Origin of the sequence: Klebsiella sp. GN_Kp190 (genome assembly GCF_040061795.1) — a bacterium.
GTDB classification, from domain to species: domain Bacteria; phylum Pseudomonadota; class Gammaproteobacteria; order Enterobacterales; family Enterobacteriaceae; genus Klebsiella; species Klebsiella michiganensis.
In genome coordinates, this window is record NZ_JBEAFN010000028.1 from 192,618 (window position 1) to 211,958 (window position 19,341).

Annotated in this window: 17 protein-coding genes and 1 riboswitch; of the genes, 3 read left to right on the plus strand and 14 right to left on the minus strand. The window is 61.4% G+C overall.

All coding sequences use genetic code 11. The annotated features are described in order from the left end of the window. The first annotated feature begins 6 nt into the window (after window positions 1–6). Entirely contained in the window at window positions 7–1,488 is a 1,482-nt protein-coding gene (locus ABLU67_RS17340; RefSeq protein ID WP_162557315.1) for an aspartate aminotransferase family protein, read from the plus strand. Window positions 1,489–1,830: 342 nt separating this feature from the next. Here ABLU67_RS17340 and ABLU67_RS17345 read toward each other — a convergent pair whose 3' ends face one another. Then, on the minus strand, window positions 1,831–2,619 hold the full coding sequence (locus ABLU67_RS17345; RefSeq protein WP_032719072.1) for an SDR family oxidoreductase: 789 nt from the start codon (window positions 2,617–2,619) through the stop codon (window positions 1,831–1,833). 116 nt (window positions 2,620–2,735) lie between these two features. Here ABLU67_RS17345 and ABLU67_RS17350 point away from each other — a divergent pair, with 116 nt between their 5' ends. After that, window positions 2,736–3,284, plus strand: coding sequence for a TetR/AcrR family transcriptional regulator (locus ABLU67_RS17350; RefSeq protein WP_025108286.1), 549 nt, complete (start codon window positions 2,736–2,738; stop codon window positions 3,282–3,284). Between the two features lie 2 nt (window positions 3,285–3,286). Here ABLU67_RS17350 and ABLU67_RS17355 read toward each other — a convergent pair whose 3' ends face one another. From ABLU67_RS17355 to ABLU67_RS17400, 10 genes are all read right to left on the minus strand, one after another. Beyond that, window positions 3,287–4,030, minus strand: a complete 744-nt coding sequence (locus ABLU67_RS17355) for a glutamine amidotransferase (RefSeq protein ID WP_004850813.1) — start codon at window positions 4,028–4,030, stop codon at window positions 3,287–3,289. A 104-nt stretch (window positions 4,031–4,134) separates the two neighbouring features. Next, window positions 4,135–6,054 carry a penicillin-binding protein 2 gene (gene mrdA, locus ABLU67_RS17360; RefSeq protein ID WP_049075896.1) on the minus strand — a complete coding sequence of 640 codons (1,920 nt, stop codon included), beginning with the start codon at window positions 6,052–6,054 and terminating at the stop codon, window positions 4,135–4,137. A gap of 186 nt (window positions 6,055–6,240) precedes the next feature. After that, a complete protein-coding gene (gene atzF / locus ABLU67_RS17365) occupies window positions 6,241–8,037 on the minus strand; it encodes an allophanate hydrolase (RefSeq protein ID WP_025108284.1) in 1,797 nt (598 codons plus the stop codon). Next, a complete protein-coding gene (gene uca / locus ABLU67_RS17370) occupies window positions 8,034–11,639 on the minus strand; it encodes an urea carboxylase (RefSeq protein WP_348852414.1) in 3,606 nt (1,201 codons plus the stop codon). Before uca ends, atzF begins: the two co-directional genes overlap by 4 nt. Window positions 11,640–11,807: 168 nt before the next feature. Further along, window positions 11,808–12,443, minus strand: a complete 636-nt coding sequence (locus ABLU67_RS17375) for an urea amidolyase associated protein UAAP2 (RefSeq protein WP_009652130.1) — start codon at window positions 12,441–12,443, stop codon at window positions 11,808–11,810. Window positions 12,444–12,453: 10 nt separating this feature from the next. Further along, window positions 12,454–13,182, minus strand: coding sequence for an urea amidolyase associated protein UAAP1 (locus tag ABLU67_RS17380; RefSeq protein WP_014838455.1), 729 nt, complete (start codon window positions 13,180–13,182; stop codon window positions 12,454–12,456). Between the two features lie 4 nt (window positions 13,183–13,186). After that, the gene (locus tag ABLU67_RS17385) at window positions 13,187–13,963 is read right to left on the minus strand and encodes an ABC transporter ATP-binding protein (protein ID WP_009652163.1); all 777 of its coding nucleotides are present in this window, start codon (window positions 13,961–13,963) and stop codon (window positions 13,187–13,189) included. Further along, window positions 13,960–14,775 carry an ABC transporter permease gene (locus ABLU67_RS17390; protein ID WP_009652192.1) on the minus strand — a complete coding sequence of 272 codons (816 nt, stop codon included), beginning with the start codon at window positions 14,773–14,775 and terminating at the stop codon, window positions 13,960–13,962. The genes ABLU67_RS17385 and ABLU67_RS17390 overlap by 4 nt, the downstream gene beginning before the upstream one ends. A gap of 24 nt (window positions 14,776–14,799) precedes the next feature. Then, on the minus strand, window positions 14,800–15,858 hold the full coding sequence (locus ABLU67_RS17395; RefSeq protein WP_014838452.1) for a putative urea ABC transporter substrate-binding protein: 1,059 nt from the start codon (window positions 15,856–15,858) through the stop codon (window positions 14,800–14,802). Window positions 15,859–15,915: 57 nt separating this feature from the next. Next, window positions 15,916–16,014, minus strand: a riboswitch (guanidine-I (ykkC/yxkD leader). A gap of 212 nt (window positions 16,015–16,226) precedes the next feature. After that, window positions 16,227–16,829, minus strand: coding sequence for an XRE family transcriptional regulator (locus ABLU67_RS17400; protein WP_014229319.1), 603 nt, complete (start codon window positions 16,827–16,829; stop codon window positions 16,227–16,229). A 43-nt stretch (window positions 16,830–16,872) separates the two neighbouring features. On the opposite strand from ABLU67_RS17400, the gene ABLU67_RS17405 reads away from it, so the two are divergent. Continuing rightward, the gene (locus ABLU67_RS17405) at window positions 16,873–17,565 is read left to right on the plus strand and encodes a B3/4 domain-containing protein (RefSeq protein WP_014229318.1); all 693 of its coding nucleotides are present in this window, start codon (window positions 16,873–16,875) and stop codon (window positions 17,563–17,565) included. 45 nt (window positions 17,566–17,610) lie between these two features. On the opposite strand, the gene ABLU67_RS17410 is transcribed toward ABLU67_RS17405, so the two are convergent. The 3 genes from ABLU67_RS17410 to ABLU67_RS17420 form a co-directional block, all read right to left on the minus strand. Continuing rightward, complete coding sequence (locus ABLU67_RS17410) at window positions 17,611–18,243, minus strand: LysE family translocator (RefSeq protein WP_014229317.1); 633 nt, start codon at window positions 18,241–18,243, stop codon at window positions 17,611–17,613. A 149-nt stretch (window positions 18,244–18,392) separates the two neighbouring features. Further along, window positions 18,393–18,860, minus strand: coding sequence for a DMT family transporter (locus ABLU67_RS17415; RefSeq protein ID WP_025108281.1), 468 nt, complete (start codon window positions 18,858–18,860; stop codon window positions 18,393–18,395). Between the two features lie 9 nt (window positions 18,861–18,869). Beyond that, entirely contained in the window at window positions 18,870–19,304 is a 435-nt protein-coding gene (locus ABLU67_RS17420; protein WP_004850792.1) for a DMT family transporter, read from the minus strand. Window positions 19,305–19,341 lie beyond the last annotated feature (37 nt).

Here is a 19,341-nt window from a genome sequence, read left to right on the forward strand (position 1 = left end):
GAGTAAGTGACCGCAATGTCCAAGTTGAATCCGATTCTTGCTGGTTCCGCGCAAAGTATTGATGCCTACCAGCAAGCGATCGCCCAGACCAGCCAGGCGGTAGCGCAGTGGCTGCAGCAGCCTGAAATGTATCAGGGGAAAAGCGTTGACGAACTGCGTGAGCGCATCACCCTTGATTTCAACGAACAGGGTCTGGGCAACCAGGCGGCGATTGAACGTGCGATCGAGTACTTCCTTAAAGACAGCCTGTCGGTACATCACCCGCAGTGCGTGGCGCATCTGCACTGCCCGAGCCTGGTGATTAGCCAGGCGGCGGAAGTGCTGATTAACGCCACCAACCAGAGCATGGACTCCTGGGACCAAAGCCCGTCAGCCACCATCATCGAGATCAAGCTGATTGAATGGCTGCGCGCTCAGGTCGGCTACGGCGCCGGCGATGCGGGCGTTTTCACCAGCGGCGGCACCCAGAGCAACATGATGGGCCTGATGCTGGCGCGCGATGCCTTCTTTGCCCGCCGGGGTCATTCCATCCAGCAGGATGGTCTGCCGGGCGATATTCGTCAGTACAAAGTGCTGTGTTCAGAAAACGCCCACTTCTCGGTGCAGAAGAACATGGCGCTGATGGGCCTCGGCTACCGTTCCGTGACGCTGGTGAAAACCGACGAATTCGCGCGGATGGACGTGGCGGATCTGAAAGCGAAAATCGCCGAGGCGCAGGCTAACGGCGAACAGATTATGGCCATCGTTGCCACCGCCGGCACCACCGACGCGGGGGCAATCGACCCGCTGCGCGAGATTGCGGCCGTCGCGGCTGAGCACCAGATCTGGCTGCACGTTGACGCGGCCTGGGGCGGCGCCCTGCTGATGTCCGACAAGTATCGCGATCGTCTGGACGGCATTGACTTAGTGGACTCCATCACCCTGGATTTCCACAAGCAGTTCTTCCAGACCATCAGCTGCGGCGCGTTTCTGTTAAAAGAAGCCCGCCACTATGAGCTGATGCGCTATCAGGCGGCCTATCTGAACTCTGAGTTTGATGAAGAGCACGGCGTACCGAACCTGGTATCCAAATCGCTGCAGACCACCCGCCGCTTCGACGCGCTGAAGCTGTGGATGGGCCTGGAGGCGCTGGGCCAGAAGCAGTACGCGGAAATCATCGATCACGGCGTGACGATGGCGCTTAACGTGGCGGATTACGTCAAAACGCAGCCGACGCTGGAGCTGGTCATGCAGCCGCAGCTGGCGAGCGTGCTGTTCCGTTCCCGTCCGCAGCAGATGGCGGGCAGCGACGATGCCGCGATCGCCCTGCTCAACCAGCGGGTTGGCGATGCGCTGCTGGCTTCCGGTCGCGCTAACGTCGGCGTGACCGAGCACAACGGCGTCACCTGTCTGAAGCTGACGCTGCTGAACCCGATCGTGACGTTAGAGGACGTGAAGGTGCTGCTGAGTCTGGTAGAACGTACCGCCCAGGAGCTGCTGGCGCAGTAAATTTGTTTTCGCATTAACCTTGAAAGCCGATAACTCACCTTATCGGCTTTTTTATTGGTTTTTCGCCCTGAATTTGTGACGTTGTCACGATGTTGAGGCTACCGGCCTGAAGATGGCTGTGAACCTGTAGCCCGGACAGGTGCGCAGCACCGCCTCCGGGTATTCTGCCACTCAGCGCTCTTCTCCCGGGGGCGGCGCAAAGCGCCTGCCCGGGCTACCGGCCCGATGATAGCTGTGCGCAGCACCGCCTTCCAGAGGCGTTGTATCTGCGCCGGGCGTGACATGGCGGGATGTTGTCGCACCGTGTATCGACTCTCCTTTCCGATACACGGTGCGACAAACTCACGATCGCGACAGGTAACGGGCCGCGGGTTCAGATTGCGCAAAGCCGGGGAGCATGGCCTGACGCGTCGCGTTCAGCGTCTGCCACTGCGTTTCATCATGCAGCGGCGGTATGGTCACCGATTCGCGGCGGTCGAACCCCACCAGGGCGGCATCCACCAGTTTATCCACCTCCATGACGCCGGGAATGGTATCCACGTCTTTGCCGCTGTGCTGCCAAATCTCGGTGCGCGTTGCCGCCGGCAGTACCGCCTGAACGTATACGCCTTTCGCGCTCAGCTCAACGTCGAGTCCCTGCGAGAGAAACAGCACAAAGGCTTTCGTGGCGCCGTAGACGGTCAACCCCATTTCCGGACCCAGCCCAACGACCGACGCAATGTTGACAATCGCCCCCTCTCCGGCCTCGGCCAGACGCGGCGCAATCGCGTTCGCCAGGCGAGCCACTGAGGTCACGTTGAGGGTAATCAGGCGAGTGATATCGTCACTGCTCTGATGGAGGAAATCACCGGGAATCGAGGTGCCGGCATTGTTGACCAGAATCCTGATACGCGCGTCTTCCCGCAGCCGCTGCTCCACGGCGGCGATGTCGCTATCCTGGGTTAAGTCGGCCTGCAGGATGTCGACCTGAACGCCGGTTTCGTCGCGCAGCCGCTCGGCCAGCGCCGTCAGCCGCTCGTGATTACGCGCGACCAGCACCAGGTCATGGCCGCGGCGGGCAAAACGTTCGGCATAGACTGCGCCAATTCCGGTCGATGCGCCGGTTACCAGCACCGCTGATTCACTGCTCATAGGTGTACTCCTCAATTTATACATGATGGTCGTCATGTATAATGGCACGGGCTGGGTATGCTGTAAATAATGTTATATGATGGTCATCATAAATAATTTCGCAGCAGGACGACGCCATGAGAGTGAGCAGAAAACAGGTTGAAGAGAATAAGCAGACAATCCTGACCGCCGCCGGGCGGTTGTTTCGCGAGCGGGGTTTTGACGCGGTCACGGTCACCGATATTATGAAATCAGCCGGTCTGACCCACGGCGGATTCTACGGCTACTTCAAATCGAAGGATGACCTGATCGCCCAAACCCTCGCGGAACTGAAGATAGAGAACGACGCGGCGAAAAACGACGTCGTCGCGCAAATCGAGCGTTATCTTTCCCCCGAACATCGGGATAATTTTGCCAGCGGCTGCCCGCTGGCGGCGCTGGCGGCGGAAACCATCCGCCAGTCCGAACCCGCGCGTGACGAAATGAGTGCGCGGCTGCAGCAGCAGATAGCGCAGCTCAGTGAAGCGATGGATGATCGGGACGCTCAAGCCAGCCGCCGCGCGGCGATTGGCAGCTGGTCGGCCATGGTCGGCGCGTTAATTCTGGCGCGGATGACCGCGGATTCAACGTTTTCCGACGAAATCCTCGGTGAAACGGCGGCCTGGCTCGCGGAAAAACAGCGCTGAGGTTAAGCCGGGTTCAGGTCTGGCTGCAGGTAGCCTGCGACAAAGCGGGTCAGAATCGCCGAGGCCACCGGGCTCTCCACAACGTCACGACTCAGCCTGTCCGGGTCAACCCCCTCGTTGCGCAGCGCCGCCTGGCGGAACGCGATCAGCGAGCGGGCAATCGCCGGGGTGATCTCCGGATGAAACTGCGTAGAAACGGCATGCGCGCCGTAGCGTACAATCTGGTGAGGGTCGTGCTGCGACGAAGCCAGCACCTTCGCCCCTGGCGGTAATCGGGTGACCGTTTGCATATGCGTGAGGTGCGCGCTGAACGGCGCCGGGTGGTCAGCCAGCAGACGATCCGCCAGGCCGTGTGCGGACAGCGAAATGGTTTTACTTCCGGCTTCGCGTCCGGCTGGATGGTAGTCCACCTCACCCCCCAGAGCGTGCGCCATCAGCTGATGCCCGTAGCAAACGCCAAACAGCGGCATCTCTATCGCCATCGCCTCGCGGATCCAGGCCGCGGTCATTTCACTCCACGGCAGGCGTTCGGTCACCATATCCCAGGAGCCGGTAATCACCGCGATGGTCGCGTTATCCGGCGCGGGAAGCGGCTCTCCGGCATAGACGCGCGCCACGCTGATTTTTTTGCGCCACGGCGCCAGTAAATTGCCAAACCAGAGGGGAAGATCGCCGTGGTCGGAGACGATTTCATCCGGCGGAGTCCCGGTTTGTACAAGAAGAAGCGTATTTCGGCTTAACGACATCAGAGCGCCTTTTTTCACAGCAATACAGAACGCTACTATGAGCAAAAGCGCCGGCGGCGGCAAATAACCAATCCGCTAACGCTTATGCTCAGAGTGAATAACGTTTACTGCGCGTCGGCGCTCTCCACCTGCGGCACCGTCGACGTCGCGCCCTGTTCCGCCGGCGCGTTGGCCGGGTCGAAGATATGGTCGAGGATGGCGCGCGCCGTCGGTCCCGCAACCACGCCATCGCCGCCGCCGTTCTCCAGAATCAGCGCCATCGCCACCTTCGGATGCTGATAGGGGGCGAACAGGGTATAGAAGATATGGTCGCGCAGGCGCACCGGGATCATCTTCGCGTTGTAGGTCTGGTTCTCCTTCAGGCTGAAGACCTGGGACGTCCCGGATTTTGCGGCGATCTGGTACGGCGCGGTATGGAACAGCTTATAGCCGGTGCCGTTTGGCAGGTTCGCCATGCCGTACATGCCGTTGCGCACCACGCCCCAGTACGGCGAATGCGGATCGCCAACCTGCGGCAGATCCTGCGGCGGCTGATAGCGCTCGATCTTATTACCCTGCTTCATGGAGTAAAGCAGATGCGGATTTTGCACTTTGCCGTTATTAATCAGGGTCGTCAGCGCCTTGACCATCTGGATCGGCGTGGCAATCCAGTAGCCCTGACCGATACCGACGGAAATGGTATCCCCCTGATACCACGGTTTTTTATGTACCCGCTGTTTCCACTCCCGGCTCGGCAGCACCCCGGCATACTCTTCGTTAAGATCGATGCCGGTAGACTGACCGTAGCCAAACTTGCTTAGCCACTCGTGAATGCGGTCGATGCCCATCTCAAACGCCACCTGATAGAAGAAGGTATCCGCCGATTCTTCTATCGCTTTGGTGACGTTAAGCATGCCGTGGCCGCTCTTCAGCCAGTCGCGGTAGCGGCGCTGGGTCCCCGGCAGCGTCCAGGTCGGCGCGCCGAAGAAGGAGGTGGTTGGCGTGATCACGCCCGCCGACAGCGCCGACAGCGCCATGTAGGGCTTCACCGTCGACGCGGGCGGATAGAGGCCCTGGGTGACCCGGTTAATCAGCGGCCGGTCCGGGTTATCGAGCAGCGAACGGTAGGCCTGATAGCCGATGCCCCTGACAAAGGGATTGGGATCGTAGCTGGGGCTCGACACCATGGCCAGCACGCCGCCATCGCGCGGATCGACGGCCACTACCGCCGCGCGCTGCCCCTTCAGCACCGATTCGATATACTGCTGCAGGTGCAGATCCAGCGTCAGGTAGATGTTCTTCCCGGCCACCGGCGGGACCTCTTTTAGCAGACGCACGACCCGCCCGTGGTTATCCACTTCCACTTCCTGATAGCCGGTGGTGCCGTGCAGCGCTTTCTCGTAGTAGCCTTCAATGCCCTGCTTGCCGATATTGTGGTCGGCGGCGTAGTTCTCTTCTTCCCCGGCTTTGGCCAGCTTTTGCAGATCGCTGTCGTTGATCTTCGAGACATAGCCAACCACGTGCGCCAGTTCGGCGCCGTAGGGGTAAGCGCGCTGCTGATAGCTCTCCACCGTGACGCCGGGGAAGTGAAACTCATTGACCGCAAAACGCGCTACTTCAACATCGCTCAGGTCCGATTTTAACGTCACCTCTTTGTAGCGGCTGTTGTGGTGCATATCGTCGCGGAAGTCGGCGATATCCTGCGGGGTTAAATCAACGATCGGCGTCAGCTGCTGCAGCAGCGCCGTCATATCGGCGATTTTGCTCGGGATCACCTGCAAACGGTAGAGGGTAATATTTTGTACCAGCGGGATGCCGTTGCGGTCGAAAATCAGCCCCCGGCTCGGCGCGATGGGCAGCATTTTAATGTCGTTCTGGTTTGAACGCGTCTGATAAAAGTCGTGCTGATCCACCTGCAGGCGGTAAAGATTAAGGATCAGGATGGCGAAGCAAATCACCACCAGTAGAAACGCAATGACGGCACGGCGGATAAATAGCATCTTTTCCGCTGAATGGTCGCGAATTTCATCTCTCATTAGGGACATTAGCGGTCATTTACCTGGGTTACAAAGTGCCTGAAAAGGGAAAAGCGGGGAAGAATAGCGTTATCGCAGCGGGAGCCCTACCGAAAGGTTGCTAATGATCTGGCAGAAATGTTTCAGCATGTTAGAAATTTAAGGTGACACTGTCACTAACCCCCTCCATCGCTTCTTGATGTAGGGGGTTGTAGTTTAGCGTGCCAGCCAGGCGCGCCAGCCGCCGTAGGCGGTAATCTCCGTGGCTTCGCCTAATCCGTTGGCTTCGCAGATAAAGCCCGCTAACCGGCGTCCGTCGGCAAGCTCAACTTTTCCCAGGCCCAGCGGCGCGGGGATGGCCGCCAGCAGCGAACCGACCTCCGCGCTGGGTAGCTCCCACACTTCAACCGCGATCGACGCCCCGCCGCTATCGGCGCGAACCATCGCCGGGCGTTTGCCGTCCGCGAGAGCGTATAAACGATAGTGCGGCGCGCTGCGGGTCGCCTGCAGCAGCCTACCGCCCCGCGCCAGCAGCTGGCCGTTAAGCGGCAGGCCAGAGAGATGAGCGCCGCAAACAACCAGCGCCATTCGGTCATGCCCGGCGACGCGTTCAGGCGGCGGGGTCTCCAGCCGCGCTCCGCCCGCCAGCGGCAGCCGCTCAGCGCGCTGAAACGCATCGGCCAGGCCCAGTAAATACTGGTCGGTAAAGGCCCGGCCAAACAGCGTGACGCCCGAAGGCAATCCGTCCGGCATAAATCCGCATGGCACGCTCACCGCGGCATAGTCCAGCAGGTTCATAAAGTTGGTGTAGTACCCGAGATCGGCGTTGCGCGCGATCGGCTCCGCCTCCAGCTCGTCAAGCGTCACCGGGCGCGGATAGGTTGGCGTCAGCACGCAGTCCAGGGTCTCGAGTATCGCGTCGCACCGGGCTTTGTACTGCTGTAGCTGATAGATCGCCGTAAAAGTCGCCGTGGCATCGGTGCCCGGCGCTTTTGCCAGCACGTCGCGAATAACCGGCAGCACCGCCTCCGGCTGCCGCGCCATCAGCGGACCGACCACCGCGTAGCGTTCGGCGACCCACGGCCCGTCATACAGCAGCCGGGCTGCCGCCAGAAACGGCGTGAAATCAATCTCAACTGCCACCCCGCCCAGCGCCGTCAGCCGTTGCCGGGCCTGGGAAAACAGGCGTTCGCTTGCGCGGCAGCCGAGGAAATTGAGCTCGCGCGGAACGCCAAAACGAAACCCCGCGGACGGCCTGCCGAACGCCTGACGGCTGTTCCACTGAGGATTACGGCGGCTCCAGGCGTCCTGCGGATCGCACTGTGCGACGAGCGCCAGCAGCTGGCTGGCCTCGTCGGCGGTGGGGCTGAAAAAGGTCACGCAGTCTAACGTACGACAGGCGGGGACCACCCCTGCGGTGGATATCAGCCCTTTACTGGCCTTCAGACCCACCAGGTTATTCAGCCCTGCCGGGACGCGGCCGCTACCGGCGGTATCCGTGCCCAACGAGAAGCTGGCAACGCCCAGCGCCACCGCCAGCGCGGAACCGGCGCTGGAACCGCCGGAGGGATACTCCGCATGATAGCTATTGCGGCAGCGACCGTACGGCGATCGGGTACCGTTCAGGCCGGTAGCGAACTGATCGAGATTGGTTTTACCGACCGGCACGGCGCCCAGCGCAATCAGCTGAGCGACAATCGTCGCGCTCTGCTCCGCCCGATACGCAAACGCCGGACAGGCCGCGGTGGTGACAATCTCCGCCAGATCGATATTGTCTTTGATGGCGAACGGCACGCCGTACAGCGGCAGCGCGGCCGGCGAAAGGCCATCCAGCGCCGCCAGAAATGGCTCCTGCTCCTCTTCGCTCAGAATATGGATAAACAACCGGAACTCGGGGTTCAGCGCCTGCGCCCGCTGGCGGATGTCCGCCAGCACGCTGCGCGGTGTGGTTTTACCGGTGCGATAACGCTCCGCCAGGGTTGCCAGGCGTAAATCAAACGTCTGCTGCATCATGCCTTCTCCTCAATAATCACCGCCACCCGCTGCCCGGCGCGTACCGCGCTGCCCGGCTGCACGTGAACCTGTTGAATAACGCCATCGCAGGGGGCCAGCAGCGGGATCTCCATCTTCATCGACTCCAGCACGACCAGCACATCCCCCGCGCGGACCCGGCTGCCTGCCGCCGTTTGTACTTGCCACAGGTTTCCGGAAATCGGGCTTTCCACCCCCTGTTCGCCCTGCCGCAGCGGCGCGTCTCCGCCCTCATCCACGGCGCTCTCCTGACTGTCAAAATGGGCCTGACCGCTGGCTATCCAGCGATCGCGTTCGGCGTTAAACGCCTGCTGCTGATGCTCGCGAAACGCGCCGATGCTGTGCGCTTCACGGCGGAGAAACTGCTGGTATTCCGCCAGCCGCAGCGTGCTGTGCTCAATGCGCAGCGGGTAGCGTCCGAGCGGGAAATCGCGGCGAATCTGCAGCAGCTCTTCGGCCGAAACCGGATAGAAACGCAGTTGGTCGAAGAAACGCAGCAGCCAGGGTTTGCCGGCAAAATCCGCTACTTCGCGATAGCGATTCCACATCTGCAGGGTCCGGCCAACGAACTGATAGCCGCCGGGCCCCTCCATGCCGTAGACGCACAGATAGGCCCCGCCGATGCCGACCGAGTTTTCCGCCGTCCAGGTGCGCGCCGGGTTGTACTTGGTGGTAACCAGGCGATGGCGCGGGTCAAGCGGCGTCGCCACCGGCGCGCCGAGATAAACATCGCCCAGCCCCATCACCAGATAGCTGGCGTCAAATACCGTATTCCATACCGCCTGTTCATCGGGCAGATCGTTGATGCGACGTATAAATTCCAGATTACTCGGGCACCAGGGCGCGTCCTGGCGCACGGTGGTCATATATTTATCGATTGCCCTGCGGCAGGCCGGATCGTCCCAGGAGAGCGGCAGATGCACCACGCGCGTCGGCACCTGCAGATCGTCACTCAGGCAGACCGTGGACCACTCGCTGCGCACCCACGCCAGCAGCGTCTCAAGGGGCAACGTTTCCGGCTGAAAATGGATTTGCAGCGAGCGAATCCCCGGGGTGATATCGATCGCGCCGTCTCTTGATTGCGCTTCCAGGGCCTGCATCAGGGCGTGAATGCGGAAACGCAGAACCAGATCCAGCTCCGGCTCCCCGGCTTCCAGCAGCAGATGCGTATCGCCGGAGAGTCGCGCCACCAGGCGTTTGTCCGCCTCGCCGCAGGTCATCACGACAGGCGACGTCAGCGGCACGGGCTGCCAGGCTATCGCCTGGTGACTTAGGGTCGCCAGCTCGGCGCGCCGCCCTTCCGCCAGCCGCCGGGCGGTGGGTAAATCCACCGCCACGAAACGTACCTTATCCCCGGCCTTGAGCTGGCCTAACTGCCAGAGGTCGGCTTCAATCACCGTGACCGGGCAGACAAAACCGCCGAGGCTCGGCCCATCCGGTCCAAGGATCACCGGCATATCGCCGGTAAAATCGACCGCGCCCACCGCGTAAGGGTTATCGTGAATATTCGACGGATGCAGCCCCGCTTCGCCGCCGCTGTCGCGGGCCCACAGCGGCTTGGGGCCAATCAGGCGCACGCCGGTGCGGCTGGAGTTAAAGTGGACCGCCCACTCCGTGGCGAAGAACGTCGCAATATATTCCGGCGCAAAGAATTCCGGCGCGCCGTGGGGGCCGTAAATCACCCGCAGCGTCCGCACTTCAGCCAGCGCTGTGCGTAGCGCGGCGGGTAGTTGATCCCCGCATCTGGCGGCGGCGTGCGGCGCCAGATGCAGCACGTCGCCTCCGCGCAGCGCCCGTCCACCGTGGCCGCCAAACTGGCCGAGGGTAAAGGTGCTTTTACTCCCCAGATAGTCCGGTACCTGAATGCCGCCGCTCAGGCAGAGATAGCTTCTGACCCCCGCGCCGCTTATCGCGCCCAGCTTCAGAGTCGCCCCCGCCGGAATAGTCAATACGCAGTCCAGCGGCTGGTCTACGCCATCGAGCGTCACCGCCAATGGCGCGCCGCACACCACCGCCTGAACGTCGGTATTAAATTTCAGGGTCGGCCCGTTGAGGGTGATTTCCAGCGCGGCCGCTCCCTCGGCATTGCCCAGCAGGCGGTTGCCGAGACGCAGGGCGCGATCGTCCATCGGCCCCGACGGCGGTACGCCCACCGCCCAGTACCCCAAACGTCCCGGATAGTCCTGCACGCTGGTCTGGGTTCCGGCGCTCAGCACCTCCACGGTCGCCGCGCGGTAGCGCAGCTGCTCAAGGCAGCGGGTCCAGGGCTCGCCTTCGGTAAAGGGCGCAAAGCCAAGAATTTGTTGCAGGTACACGCGGTTAGTTTCTACGCCGTACAGGCGGGTCTCCGCCAGCGCCTGCGCCAGGCCGGCGATAGCCTCATCGCGGCTGGGGCGCCAGGCGATCGCTTTCGCCAGCATCGGGTCGAAGAACGGCGGGACTTCGCACCCGGCTTCCACCCAGCGGTCAATACGCAGGGCTGCGCCGTCCGCCGGCGGAAAGAAGACGTCCGTTAACAGGCCGGGAGAAGGCTGGAATTGCCGCCCCGGATCTTCGGCGTAAATTCGCGCCTGGATAGCGTGGCCCTGGGGCCGTAACCCGGCGGCCAGCTCAGGTAGCGGAGGCAGTTCCCCCGCCGCCAGTTCAATCATCCAGCGCACCAGGTCAACGCCCCACACCTGCTCCGTGACGCCGTGTTCGACCTGAAGCCGGGTATTTACCTCGAGGAAATAAAACTGCCGCGCCGCGCTGTCATAGACAAACTCCACCGTCCCGGCGCTGCGGTAGCTCACCGCTTTACCCAACGCGATAGCCGCCGCGCATAGCGCCTGCGCCATCCCGTCAGGCAGATTCGGCGCGGGCGTCTCTTCAATCACTTTCTGGTTACGCCGCTGGACTGAACAGTCGCGCACGCCGAGCGCGATGACCTCTCCCCGCCCGTCGCCGAAGATTTGTACCTCCAGATGGCGGGCGCGTTCGATATATTTTTCGAGAAATACCCCGCCGTCGCTGAAGTTGTTTTGTCCCAGCCGCTGCACCGCGGCAAACGCCTCAATCAGCTCACGGGCGTCGCGACAGACGCGCATGCCAATCCCGCCGCCGCCGGCGGTGCTTTTGAGCATGACCGGATAGCCCACCGCCTCAGCCGCCCGGCAGGCTTCGCGGCTATCGGCCAGCAGCTCGCTGCCTTCCAGCAGCGGCACGCCCTCGGCTTTGGCTAAGGCGCGAGCGGTATGCTTCAGGCCGAAGGTGCGCAGCTGTTGCGGAGTGGGGCCGACAAACGCCACCCCCGCCGCCTCGCAGGCCTCAGCGAAGGCCGCGTTTTCAGACAGAAAGCCGTAGCCGGGATGGATCGCTTTGGCGCCGCTCTGCTGCGCGGCGGCCAGGATCTTCTCCGTCACCAGATAGGTTTGCGCCGCCGGGCCGTCGCCGAGGCTTAACGCTTCATCCGCGTCGCGGATATGCAGACTACTCAGGTCGGCTTCGGAATAGACGGCGACGCCCTTCACCTGCATCGCGCGCAGGGTGCGCAGAATGCGGCAGGCGATGGCGCCGCGGTTGGCAATCAGTAAGGTATCAAACATAAGCGGAACTCACAGGGTCGCGGGTCGTCCCGCAATAATTCGATGTTCCCCTGAGGTCGTCCCCGGGGTGAACCGGCGCTTAAGGTTTGCGCGTCGGCGTACTGTTCAGGCGGTCTGCGCGGACGGCGAAGAGCCGAAAGGCCAGCAGACGCCAGCGCTGCCAGCGGGTCAGTTCCATACCAGCACCTCGGCGGGCGTGGGGTTCCAGCCGTTGCAGGGATTATTTAACTGCGGACAGTTGGAAATCAGCACCACGGCGTTGCACTCGGCGCGCAGCTCAACGTATTTCCCCGCCGCCGATATCCCGTCCTCAAAGGTCAGACCGCCTTCCGGCGTTACCGGGACGTTCATGAAAAAGTTAATGTTGGCGCCGATATCGCGTTTATGCAGGCGGCCATCGTGCAGGCAGGCGCAGAGGAAATTATCCCGACAGCTGTGCATATAGCGTTTATCCTGGGCGTAGCGCACGGTGTTGCTCTCCTGGGCACAGGCGCCGCCGAGGGTATCGTGGCGACCGCAGGTGTCGGCAACGATGGTCAGCAGTGGATTGCCCAGATTGGAATAGAGTACGCTGCCGGTGGTCAGATAGGCATTGCCCTGGCGGCGCAGCGTGCGCTGCGGATCGTAGCGTTCTCGGGGGTTATCGGCGTTGTAAAACAGGGTATCAATGGCCTGGTTGCCTTCGAGGTCAAGCAGGCGCAGGGTTTGCCCTTTTTGTACCTCAAACAGCCAGGGTTCCCCTGCCGGGATCACATGGCGATAGACGGCATCTTCGGGACGACGGTTACTGGCGATCAGGGTCATCGCAGCCTCCTTACAGGGCAAAAAGTTGGGTGTTGAGGAACGCGCGCTGGTTTTCATCGCGGGTAAAGAGCGCTTCCGCGGCCGCCTGCGCATCGTCAGCCTGGTACCAGCTCAGCTGGATCGGCCGCGGGGCGTACTCCGCGGCAGGGTCCTGAGGATGCGGCAGCGCGGTCAGCACCATGAGGACATCCATCGGCGCAAACAGCTCAACGTAATCTCCGGCGCGGCTGTTGGCGGAAATAAACTGAAAACGGCCATCCTCATCGACGGTGACTTTACTGAAGAAGTTAACCACCATCAGCAGGTCCTCCAGGCCCAGATCCCATTTACCCATTTCAACCAGCAGGTTATCGACGCCGTTGCGGTAGAAGCCGTTGCGCAGCTCCTGGTAGCGTCCTGCGCCATATTTTTCACGCGTCTCGTCGGCGTTGAGTATCCCGCCGAACGGGTCGTGCCAGCCGCAGCTGTCGGCAACAATCCCGGCCAGAACGCGCCCCATGTCGGAGTAGAAACAGTGCCCGGCGGTCAGGCGCGCGGTGTGCTGGCCCTTGAGGGTATCCGGCAGATTCAGGCGCTCACTCTTCTCATGGGGATTCAGCATCATCATGCTGACGTTGGCTCCGCCGTCGATATCGGTCAGGCGCAGGATCTGCCCTTTGCGCAAAATCAACGAGGTGTGCGCCCCGCCGGGTAGCCGCTCTTCGCGCAGGCTGGGGGATGAGTGAAAAAGTGCGGTCATCAAACTATCTCCTTAATGCGTAAACGTTATTGTCGCTGCCGGTGGTTATCTGCGACATTCGCGCTTCATTGAGCGGAATATCGTAGGTAACGCGCGCACCCCAGGCGTTGGGCGCCTGCGGATCGATGCGCACTTTGTCGAACACCAGCAGCCGGGTGCCAAGGTTGAAGCCCTCCGCGAGGTCGTGGGTGACCATAAATACCGTCATCCGCGTTTCGCTCCACAGCTGGAGCAGCAGCCCGTGCATATCCTTGCGAATACCGGGATCCAGCGCGCCGAAGGGTTCATCAAGCAGCAGTACGCGCGGCTGCATGACGAAAGCCTGGGCGATCGCCAGCCGCTGCTGCATCCCGCCGGAGAGCTGCGCCGGATATTTATTCAGCGCGTGCCCCAGCCCGACTTTCTCCAGCATCCGCTGCGCCCGTTCGCGCGCGTCGCGTTTCCTGCCGGCAAACAGCCGGCCAAACAGCGGTGACGCCGGGAGTTCGAGGCCAATGGCGACGTTATCCAGCACGTTGAGGTGCGGGAAAACCGAATAACGCTGAAACACCACGCCGCGGCTGCGGTCCGGCTCCGCCGCCAGCGGCTGGCCGTCGAGGGTGATTTCCCCGCGAGTCGGCTTTTCCTGGCCGAGCAGCAGGCGTAAAAACGTCGACTTCCCGCAACCGGACGCGCCGACCATCGAACAGAACTCGCCCTCTTTCACCTGCAAATTGATGCGCTCCAGCACCACGTGGTCGCCGTACTCCTGCCAGATATTTTTGATGTCGATAAAGCTCATGCCCGGCCTCCTTCCGCCCACGGGAAACAGGCTTTGTGCAGCTGGCGCAGAGCCAGATCCATCAGCCACGCCAGCAGGGTTATCCAGATGACGTAAGGAATAATCACGTCCATCGCCATATAGCGGCGGACGAGGAATATGCGATAGCCGAGACCGGCGGTGGCGGAAATGGCCTCGGCGGAGATCAAAAACAGCCATGCGGAGCCCAGCAGCAGGCGCAGGGAGGTTATCAGCCGCGACAGCAGCTGCGGCAGCACTACCCGCAGCACCACCGTCCAGCTATTGGCGCCGAGGGTTTGCGCTTTGATAAACAGCTCCGCCGGGATCTCCCGCGCCCGCTGTTCAAGGTCGCGCGCCAGCATCGGCGTAATGCCAATGACGATAAGCATCACTTTTGATAGCTCATCCAGGCCGAAGACGATAAACAGCACCGGCAGGATCGCCAGCGGCGGGATCATCGACACCACGGTCATCAGCGGCGACAGCGCCGCGCGGTACATCGGGAACACGCCGGCGGCGATGCCGATGCCCAGGCCAATCAGCGACGAGAGCGCCAGACCAATCAGCAGGCGGCTCATACTAATCAGCGTGTCGGCCCACAGCAGATACTCGCCGCTGCGTTTATCCGGGGTGAAGGCCATCCGATCGATGGCCGCGATCATCTGCGACAGGCCGGGCAGCAGCTTATCCTGCGGGTTGGCTTCCAGCCGCACCGCCGAACCGATAAACCAGGCGGCGATCATCAGGACGAAGGGCAATAGCATCAGCGTCAGGCGCATACCCTGCCGGGGATAGCGGTTAATGTGGCGCATGGCGTGGACTCCCAAGGTCAATCATTACAGCTGCCCCGCCGCGGCCAGCTTCAGATAGCTGTCGTCAAAGCGCAATTTGCTGTTGGCGGTATCGCCGACGGTGACGCCGCCGGGGAAGGTCATGCCGATAAAGTCAGCGCTCTGCGCCCCCTCTCCCAGCAGCCCTTTATCAAAAGAGAACTGCGCCACCCGCTGCATGGTTTTTGCCAGCGCCGGCGAGGAGATAAACGTCAGGGTATCGGCAGGCGTCCAGAAGAGATGGGTTGTTTTTAGCTGCGCCCGGTAGCCGGCGAGGTCGGTGCCGGAATCGGCGGCCATTGCGCTTAGCGCCTGCGTATCTCCGGCCTGCATTTTGGCCATCATCTCGAACCAGGCGCCGGTCAGGGCTTTACCCAGCGCCGGGTTATCTTTCAGGGTCTGAGTATTCACCACCATCATGTCGATCAGCTCGCCGGGAACCTGCGAAGAGCTAAAGACCTCCGTGGTTTGCGGCGTCTTTTTGATAACCGAAAGCTGCGGATTCCAGGCCACCGCCGCGCGTACGCCGCTGGTGCCAAAAGCCGAGACGATATCCGCATCCGAGGTATTGACCACTTTGACGTCTTTTTCCTGCAGCCCGGCTTTTTCCAGACCGCGAACCAGCAGGTAGTGCGATACCGAAAGCTCCGGGAGATACACCGCCATGCCTTTCAGATCGCTGAGCTTTTTATCCGCCCCCTTCAGCACCACGCCGTCGTTGCCGTCGGAGTAGCTGCCGGTAATGAGCGCCGTGGTATCCACGCCCCCCGCCGCCGGAATGGTCAGGGCATCCATGTTGGTCATGGTGCAGCCGTCAAACTGGCCCGCGGTGTACTGGTTAATGGATTCGATGTAGTCGTTCAGCTGAACGATATTGATTTTGATGCCGTATTTGCTGGCCCATTTATCGATGATCTTTTCGTTGCTGATGGTGCCCCAGGGCATCCATCCGGCATAGATAGTCCAGCAGATGTTGAACTCTTTTTTGACGGCGGCAAACGAGGGGACGCTGGCCAGCAGCGCCAGCGACAGGATAAGAGAGCGGAGGATCGGCGGTGTCTTCATGGTGGACCTCTGGTTAGCACGAGAAACGGGGGCAGCGCGACACCCAACGGTGCTGCTGTCTCCCGGGCTTTTGTCCCGCCGTGTAACCTCGCAGAGGTCGCCAGCTCTCGGACCAGACGTTCACCTGAGTGAACCGGAACCCTAGCCAGCTATTGTGTTATCTCAATTGTCTGTTGCGCTGCCTTCTGAACAGGAGTGTGCAAGGTCTATGCCAGGCGCGCAGCGCGCGTAAAATCAGCCCTACGGCGGCAGGCGCCGCCGCGGCTCCCAAAAATGGGGAGTGATGATGGGGCATTGCATGGATTTGGTGCGTATGGCGTGAAGGCGGCGAGCGGTCGGGACGATAGCCGCTCGCCGGGAAACGCTTGCTAGCGCGCTTTTTCGCTCACCGTCATGGTGAATCGCGCGATCTTATCCCCGGCGTTAGCGTAGCTATGCGGGGCGTCGGTACGCGCGACGGCGGAATCCCCCTCTCGAATCAGATAGACCCCGTCGTTAACCGTCAGGGTTAAGGCGCCCTCGGTCACGAAAAGCAGCTCAGTCGTCCCCTCCCCGTGCCCCGGCGATGTGAACATTTCTCCCGGATTGAGGCTCCACTGCCAGAGCTCAACCATATCCGGACCGCTGGTACCGGCAAGGAGCCGCGCCTTGCCGCCCTGCTCGCCCTGCCACAGCGTGGGAATCTCGCCTTCTGCAATCACCTTTACCGGCGGCGCGGTGGCGACATTGACAAAATCGGCCACGGAAACGCCCAGCGCCGAGGCCAGACGGCACAACAGCGCAATGCTGGGATTGGCCCTGCAGGCTTCAATGTCTACCAGCATACCTTTGCTGACGCCCGCGCGTCGCGACAGCTCATCCAGGGAGATCTTCTTTTCCGCCCGGTAGCGCTTAATGCGCGCCGCAACGGCTTCATTAATCATGGCGGCATCGGCGCCCGCGTCGGTCGTTATATTGACTTTATTGGTCATCGGTCGATATTATGCTTTAAAATGGTCGTTACAGGATTATCCAATGAATAGCGTATTACCGTCAATCAGCCCGCAGGTCTCCGCGCTGGCCCCCGGCTTTCGCGCCCTGAGCATTGATGTCGTTTCCGCCGCCGTACGCGCCCCCCTGGTCGGGTCCGATGCGCTACGCTCCGCCTGCCAGGCGGTTATCGCCGGCGAGCCGCAGTGGGCGGAGGCGCACCTGCAGGCCTGGAACGAGGTATTCCGCGCCTTTGGCGCAAAACCCAAGCGGACGCCCTGCTCGGCGGAAGCCTTGCGCAGGCGGGTGCTGCGCGATGGCGAGATGGCTGCGATCGATCCCATCGTCGATCTCTATAATGCGGTGAGCCTGCGCTACGCCGTGCCGGTCGGCGGCGAAAACCTGGCGGCTTACGTTGGCGCCCCGCACCTCAAGCTCGCGGACGGCAGCGAACCGTTCGATACCGTCAAAGAGGGGCAGATCGTTCACGAATATCCCGACGCGGGAGAAGTGGTCTGGGGCGACGATCGCGGCGTGACCTGCCGACGCTGGAACTGGCGACAGGGAGTACGTACTCGTCTGAGCGTGGAGAGTCCGCGGATGTGGTTTATTCTTGAAAGCCTGCCGGAAATGCCGCTTAGCGCGCTGCAGGAGGCGGGAGAGATGCTGAGCAACGGCCTGCTGGAGATGATGCCGGAGGCGACGATCCGCTCACAGCTGATAGGGCCAGGAGCCTAAAGCCATTCCTTGCGCCCGGCAGCGTAGCACCGTCGGGCGCAGCGATTACTTCCGCGCCTCGAAGGCAATTTTCACCGCCATCCCCGCCAGCACCGTCGCCATCAGCCAGCGCTGAAACTGCTGCCATAACGGGCGCCCCGCGAGAAACAGCGACACCTGCCCGGCCATCACCACAATCAGCGCATTAACCGCTACGCTAATGAGCGCCTGCGTCCCTCCCAGCACCAGCGACTGCGCAAGGATGCTGCCGTGTCCGGGAGAGATAAACTGCGGCAGCAGTGAGAGATACATGATGGCGATTTTAGGGTTCGCCAGGTTAGTAATAAAGCCCATCATAAACAGCTTACGGCCGCTATCGGCAGGCAGGTCGCGCACCGCAAAGACCGAGCGCCCGCCGGGCTTCACCGCCTGCCAGGCCAGATAAAGCAGATAGACCACGCCGCTGATGCGCAACGCGTCGTAAGCGTAGGGAACGGCGAAGATCAGTGCGGTAATACCGAACGCGGCGCACAGCATATAAAACACAAACCCCAGCGCCACCCCGCCGAGGGAGACCAGTCCGGCCCTTCTTCCCTGGCAAATCGAGCGCGAAATCAGATAGATCATATTCGGCCCCGGGGTCAATACCAGGCCAAGGGCAACAAGCGCGAAGGTCAGCAGCGACGGTATCTCAGGCATAGCGTATCTCCGGTAAAGTGATGTGATGCCCAGGCGCGCGGCGGCGATCCCCATGCTCCCCGACAGTACCTGTCTAAAGCGCCAGTCACAGGGTGACGAACAGTATGACCGCGGTTGGCGATGCGCGACAACTCACCTGAACAGGTGGGCTAACTCTCCTTATCTTCAGCTTTTGCCGCCGCGCTGGAGCGGTAAATAAAGAACAGCGCCAGCCCCAGACAGACGATGGCCCCCAGCCGCCCCGCTGAAAAGGCAATGGCGTCGTTACCCAGCCAGCCAAAATTATCGATCAGCAGACTCATGGCCAGTTGGCCAAAAATCACCGCCACCGTGGCCGTCGCGGTACCGATACGCTGCACCGCCACCACCATAATTACGATATAGGGAACCCCGCAAAATGCGCCCAGCAGCTGCCATTTCGGCACATCCAGCAGCGTTGTCGACTGATGGGGGGCAAAATAAAAAATCAGCAGCGCCGTGATCAAGGCGCCCACCGCAAACGTGAGAAACGCGCTGCGAAATACGCCCACCTGGCTGCCCAAACGGCCGTTAATCGCCGCCTGCATACTCAGCATCGCGCCGCCGACCAGCGCCAGCAAAATCATTATGCTACTCATGTTAACTCCTCAGCTTGTGGCGATCAGAATCAGGGCGACGATGATAAACAGCAGCGCGATAACCCGCCGTCCATCGATTTTACGTTTTGCCGAACCAAACAGACCGTAATGGTCAATCAGCAGGCTTTTGCATACCTGACCGGCCAGAATGCCGATCATCGTCATGGCGATACCGATAACCGGTACGGCAATGGTTAAGATGACGACGTAAATGGGCCCCAGTACGCCCCCGGTAAGCTGCCAGCCCGGTAAGGAGAAGAACGAGGGACCCTGCCTGGGGCCAAACAGCAGCATCAGCAGAAAGGTTAGCGCGCTCCCGACGCTAAAAATGCTGAAGGTGGCCCACAGGTCCCCTACCTGACCGGCAAGCGGCCCGAGTAGTCCGGCTTCCACGGATAACCCCATGCCGCCGGCAATCACAAGAAAAATAAGTAATAACTGCATCGTTGATATCCGATTATTGATTGGGTGGCTGAGCATA